The sequence below is a fragment of the Actibacterium sp. genome (genome assembly GCF_041584535.1).
Classification (GTDB): domain Bacteria; phylum Pseudomonadota; class Alphaproteobacteria; order Rhodobacterales; family Rhodobacteraceae; genus Actibacterium_D.
Genome location: NZ_JBFHDW010000183.1, coordinates 1 through 5,367, shown reverse-complemented (window position 1 = coordinate 5,367; position 5,367 = coordinate 1). Strand labels below are relative to the sequence as shown.

Sequence of the window (5,367 nt, the reverse complement as noted above, 5' to 3'; positions counted from 1 at the left end):
CCCGGGGTTTCAGCTGGGGCCGATCAACCTTGAGATCGCTCAGGGTGAATTCTTCGGAATTTTCGGGCCACCCTCGACAGGGAAGACCTCGATCCTCAAGCTGATCCTTGGCCTGCTGAAACCGGATGAGGGCCAAATCATGCTGGGGGTGCGCGACGCCGCTAATCTTGATGCAGCCGAGCGCGATATCGCTATGGTTTTCCAGAACCTCGCGCTGTTTCCGCATATGACCGGGCGGGAAAACATCGTCTTTCCGTTGTCTGAACGCGGCGCGCCCGAGGCCGAGATCGCCGAGCGTCTGGATTTCGTGTCCGAGGTTCTGCATGTCAGCCATATCCTGCACAAGAACCCGTCGCAGATGTCCGGGGGTGAACGTCAACGGATCGCGCTTGGCCGGGCGTTCGCCGCCGATACCCGTGCCATGCTGCTGGACGAACCCATTGCCGCATTGGATGCGCGCCTGCGAGAAGAGATGCGGGTCGAGTTGAAGCGCCTGCAACGCGAGAACAACCAGACCTTCGTTTACGTCAGTCACGACGAAGAAGAGGTCATGGCGATCTCGGACCGGGTGGCCGTTGTCATTGCGGGCCAGATTGCCCAAATCGGCTCGCCCGATGATGTCTACAGCCGCCCGAATTCTCTGGCCGTGGCCGAGGTGATCGGCTCGCCGCCGATGAATTTCTTCAAGGGCCGGTTCACAGATACCGGAACGGGTTTCCTGTGCGACCGTTTCACCACCGCATGTCCGGTTCCCAAAGCACCGGCCGGCGCGGTTGCGACACTTGGGGTGCGCCCCGAAGACATCTGGCTGGACAGCGACAGCAGCGATTTCTCGGTCGAGGTCACGGTCAGTTCGACCGAACCCCTGGGCGGCTACACAATCGTGAACGTGACGCTGGGCAACCAGATTCTCAAGGTTCGGGCCCCCGGTCAGGTCGATTTCGCGGACGGCGCAAAGGTAAAAGCCACTTTCGACCAGCGCCGCCTGCATTTGTTTGACGAAGGAGGTCAGCGCCTGTAAAACCGCCCGATCTGTTGGGGTGCCCCTTGGGGCTGAGATGCAGTTGGCAAACCCATTGAACCTGAACCGGTTAGGACCGGCGGAGGGAACAGAACTTTGGACGTGAACGCCGTCCAAAGCCCCAGTTCTTTCCTTGGTCCGACCCTGCGAACAAAGGAAAGAATCTCATGGTGTCCATTGCCCTGACCATTGCCGGGTCCGATAGCGGTGGCGGAGCCGGCATTCAGGCCGACCTGAAGACATTTTCAGCGTTGGGGGTCTATGGATGCAGTGTCGTTACCGCCGTTACCGCCCAAAACACGCGGGATGTCACGGCTGTGCACCTGATCCCGACCGAGGTGATTACGGCGCAGATTCAGGCGGTTCTCAGCGATTTTTCGGTGCGGTCGATCAAGATCGGGATGTTGGGGTCTCCCGAGTTGATACATTGCGTTGCCGACGCGCTGGCAGGGTATGACGGGCCGATCGTTCTGGACCCGGTGATGATCGCCAAATCCGGCGTCGCGCTTTTACAAGAGGCCGCGATTGCGACCTTGCGCGACAGGTTGCTGCCGCGCGCCACTGTCCTGACCCCGAACATCCCCGAAGCCGCCCGGCTGTTGGACCAGCCCGAAGAATACATGGCTTGCGGGCTAAAGCGTCAGGCCCGGGATCTGCAGGCGCTTGGTCCTCGGGCGGTCTTGATGAAGGGCGGGCATGGCGTCGGCGATTTCTGCACCGACTGGCTGGTGACCGACCGGGGCGAGCTTGCCTTGAAAGCGGATCGGATCAAAACCCGCAACACCCATGGGACCGGCTGTTCGCTGTCCTCGGCCATCGCCGCCGGTCTGGCGCGGGGGCAATCGATCGAGACCGCGGTTCACGCCGCCCACGTCTGGCTGCACGAAGCCATCCGACGCGCCGATGAATTGCAGGTCGGGCAGGGGCGCGGCCCGGTGCATCATTTTCACGGGGTCTGGGTATGAGCGTCAAAATCACCATATTGGGCAGTGGCGTTGCGGGGCTGTGCGTCGCAACCGAACTGGTCAAACGGGGCGCCTCGGTCACTGTCATCGACCCGGCCAACGGTCCGGGTCCGCAGGGGTGTTCGTGGTGGGCTGGCGGAATGCTGGCCGCCGATTGCGAAGGCGAAGCCGCCGAGGAACCGGTTGTCCGCCATGGCCGCGATGCGGCAGCATGGTGGCGTCTGCACGGGGTTGATGTGACCTATAACGGGTCGATCGTCGTGGCCCTGAACCGCGATCTGAAGGAATTGCAGCGCTTTGCCAGACGGACGGAAAACCACGTTTTTCTGGACCGCGCGCAACTTGAACCCTTGGAACCTGATCTGGCCGAACGGTTTGACCGCGCGCTTTACATGGTTGCCGAAGCCCATGTGAACCCGCGACAGGCCCTGTTGGGCCTACGGGCCAAACTGGTCGAAAAGGGGGTGCAATTCCTTGCGGATGGCCCTCGGGCGGGGCAGGTGATTGACTGCCGCGGTCTTGCGGCGAAAGACGGCCTGTCTGATCTGCGCGGCGTCAAGGGCGAGATGATCGTTCTGCAAACCGATGGCGTGTCTCTCAAGCGGCCCGTGCGCCTGCTGCACCCCCGATTTCCGCTTTACATCGTGCCGCGCGGCGACGGGGTTTTCATGCTGGGGGCCACCCAGATCGAAAGCTGCGACCGGGGATATGCCTCGGCGCGGTCGGTGCTGGAGTTGCTCAGCGCGGCCTATGCGCTGCACCCGGCCTTTGCCGAGGCTGAAATTCTGGAAATCGGCGTCGGCTCGCGCCCGGCATTTCCCGACAACATGCCCCGCATTCGCCGCCAGAACGGGGTGCTGCATGTGAACGGCCTGTTTCGCCACGGATACCTGTTGGCCCCGGCACTGGCGCGCATGGTCGGGGACCTGCTGATGGATGGAAAAACACCCGAGGATTGGCATGAAAATCACAGTTAACGGCACCCCGACAGACGTGCAGGGCACCAACCTTGCCGAGATCCTGATCGAACTTGGCCACGCCGACGGAAAGCTGGCGACCGCGGTCAACGAGGAATTCGTGCCAGCCGCGGCACGGGAAACCCTGTCGCTTGCACCCGGGGACCGGGTGGAAATCGTCGCCCCAAGGCAAGGAGGTTAGCATGCCTGAATTTTACGGAACCACCATCGAATCCGCGATGATGCTGGGCACGGCGCAATACCCGTCGCCCGCCGTGCTGGCCGAAGCATTTCGGCGCTCGGGCGCGGGCATCGCAACCGTTTCGGTCCGCCGGGAAGCCGGAGGAGACAGGGCCGGTCAGGATTTTTGGAACATGGTGCGCGATCTGGGGGTGGCGGTGTTGCCCAACACTGCCGGGTCGCATTCGGTGCGCGAGGCGGTCACGACCGCGAAAATGGCTCGCGAGCTGTTCGACACGCCATGGATCAAGCTTGAGGTCATCGGCAATGCCGACACGTTGCAGCCAGACCCGTTCCGGCTGGTCGAGGCAGCGCGCATTCTCAGCGAAGACGGGTTTCAGGTTTTTCCCTATTGCACCGAGGATCTGGTGCTGTGCGAGCATCTGCTTGAGGCCGGTTGCAAGGTGCTGATGCCTTGGGGCGCGCCGATCGGCACCGGTCTGGGCCTGAACAATATCTACGGGCTGCGCAGTCTGCGGGCCCATTTTCCGGATGTGCCTTTGGTGGTGGATGCCGGGCTGGGCGCGCCCAGCCATGCCGCGCAGGCGATGGAAATGGGCTATGACGCGGTTCTTCTGAACACTGCGGTCGCAAAGGCGGGCGATCCCGCCGCCATGGCCGAAGCCTTTGCCCACGCTGTCCGGGCTGGCGCCATGGCCTATGCCGCCGACCCGATTGAGCCGCGCGATATGGCCGCGCCATCGACCCCGTTGATCGGAAAGGCATTTCTGGCATGAAACTGCACCGGTTCTATCCGATTTTCGAAAACGCCGAATGGCTGGGCAGGGCGCTGCCGCTGGGGGTGAAATTCGTTCAGCTCCGGGTGAAGAATCAGCCTTCTGACATCGTGCTGGCGCAGGTGCGGGCCGCCAAGTCACTGTGTGATGCCCATGGCGCGCAACTGGTGGTCAACGATCATTGGCAAGAAGCGATCAAGGTCGGCTGCGACTGGGTGCATCTGGGGCAGGAAGATCTGGTTCTGGCGGATATCTCGGCCATTCGCGCGGCTGGCATCAGGATTGGTATTTCCACCCATGACTATGTGGAACTTGACCGCGCGATGGCACTGGACCCCGACTATGTTGCGCTTGGCCCGATCTATCCGACCATCCTGAAAAAGATGAAATGGCACCAGCAAGGTCTGGAAAAGCTGACCGAATGGAAGCTGCTGATCGGCAATATTCCCTTGGTTGCGATTGGGGGTATGACCGTCGAACGCGCTGCTGATGCGTTCAGCGCGGGGGCGGATTGCGTCTCGGCGGTGACGGATATCACGCTGAACGATGACCCGGACGCGCGCATTCGCCACTGGCTGGAGCAGGTCGAATGACCCGCTATGCCCGTCAGATTGCGGTGCCGGAATTCGGGACCGAAGGTCAGGAACGGCTGCGGCGCGCGCGCGTTCTGGTGATTGGGGCCGGGGGGCTGGCCGCGCCCGTTCTGCAATATCTGGCCGGAAGCGGTGTTGGCGCGTTGCGGGTCGTCGACCCGGATCGGGTCGCGCTGAGCAACCTGCACCGGCAAACCATTTTCCGGCTCGACGATATCGGCAAACCAAAGGCCGGGATCGCCGCAGATCATATGCGCGCGCTGAACCCCGAATGCCGGATCGACCCGGTTCTGGCCCGGTTCAGCCCGGCCAACGCCGCTGCGCTTTGTTCGGGCGTCGATCTGGTTCTCGATTGTGCCGACAGCTTTGCCGCAAGCTATATCGCCAGCGACCATTGCCTCGCGGCGGGGGTGGGTCTGATCAGCGCCTCGGTTGTCGGAACCCAAGGCTATTGTGGTGGGTTTTGCGGCGGTGCGCCCAGCCTGCGGGCGATTTTTCCGGAACTGCCCGTGCGATTGGGAAGCTGCGATGCCGACGGGGTGCTGGGCCCTGCGGTCGGCGTCGTCGGTGCCTTGCAAGCGCAAATGGCGCTGGCGGTTCTGGCTGGATTGCAGCCATCGCCACTTGGTCAATTCGTCAGTTTCGACGCCCTGAGGTTTCGCTTTGGCGGGTTTCGCTTCGATACCGCCGCTGAACCTAAGACCGGCGCGTCTTTCATCGACCCCGATGACATCACCCCGCAGGATTTTCTGGTCGATCTGCGCGCCCCGGATGAGCCGGGTCCGATGCTGGCCGGGGCCCTCCGGCACGTGGTGACCGATTTCGACCACGTCCACCCGCGGCCTGAAACAACTG

At 62.5% G+C, this 5,367-nt stretch carries 7 protein-coding genes and 1 riboswitch; all 7 genes read left to right on the top strand.

Going from position 1 to position 5,367, the window contains the following annotated elements:
- On the top strand, positions 1 to 1,021 hold a 1,021-nt coding region (locus ABYW26_RS09835), incomplete at its 5' end, for an ABC transporter ATP-binding protein (RefSeq protein WP_372604653.1).
- A 5-nt stretch (positions 1,022 to 1,026) separates the two neighbouring features.
- Positions 1,027 to 1,126: riboswitch (TPP riboswitch) on the top strand.
- 62 nt (positions 1,127 to 1,188) lie between these two features.
- Complete coding sequence (thiD, locus tag ABYW26_RS09830) at positions 1,189 to 1,986, top strand: bifunctional hydroxymethylpyrimidine kinase/phosphomethylpyrimidine kinase (protein ID WP_372604652.1); 798 nt, start codon at positions 1,189 to 1,191, stop codon at positions 1,984 to 1,986.
- Entirely contained in the window at positions 1,983 to 2,963 is a 981-nt protein-coding gene (locus ABYW26_RS09825) for an FAD-dependent oxidoreductase (RefSeq protein ID WP_372604651.1), read from the top strand. Before thiD ends, ABYW26_RS09825 begins: the two co-directional genes overlap by 4 nt.
- Entirely contained in the window at positions 2,947 to 3,144 is a 198-nt protein-coding gene (gene thiS, locus ABYW26_RS09820; RefSeq protein WP_372604650.1) for a sulfur carrier protein ThiS, read from the top strand. Before ABYW26_RS09825 ends, thiS begins: the two co-directional genes overlap by 17 nt.
- Before the next feature lies 1 nt (position 3,145).
- Positions 3,146 to 3,919 carry a thiazole synthase gene (locus tag ABYW26_RS09815; protein WP_372604649.1) on the top strand — a complete coding sequence of 258 codons (774 nt, stop codon included), beginning with the start codon at positions 3,146 to 3,148 and terminating at the stop codon, positions 3,917 to 3,919.
- Complete coding sequence (locus ABYW26_RS09810) at positions 3,916 to 4,512, top strand: thiamine phosphate synthase (RefSeq protein WP_372604647.1); 597 nt, start codon at positions 3,916 to 3,918, stop codon at positions 4,510 to 4,512. Before ABYW26_RS09815 ends, ABYW26_RS09810 begins: the two co-directional genes overlap by 4 nt.
- On the top strand, positions 4,509 to 5,367 hold an 859-nt coding region (locus ABYW26_RS09805; protein ID WP_372604646.1), incomplete at its 3' end, for a ThiF family adenylyltransferase. The genes ABYW26_RS09810 and ABYW26_RS09805, both read left to right, overlap by 4 nt.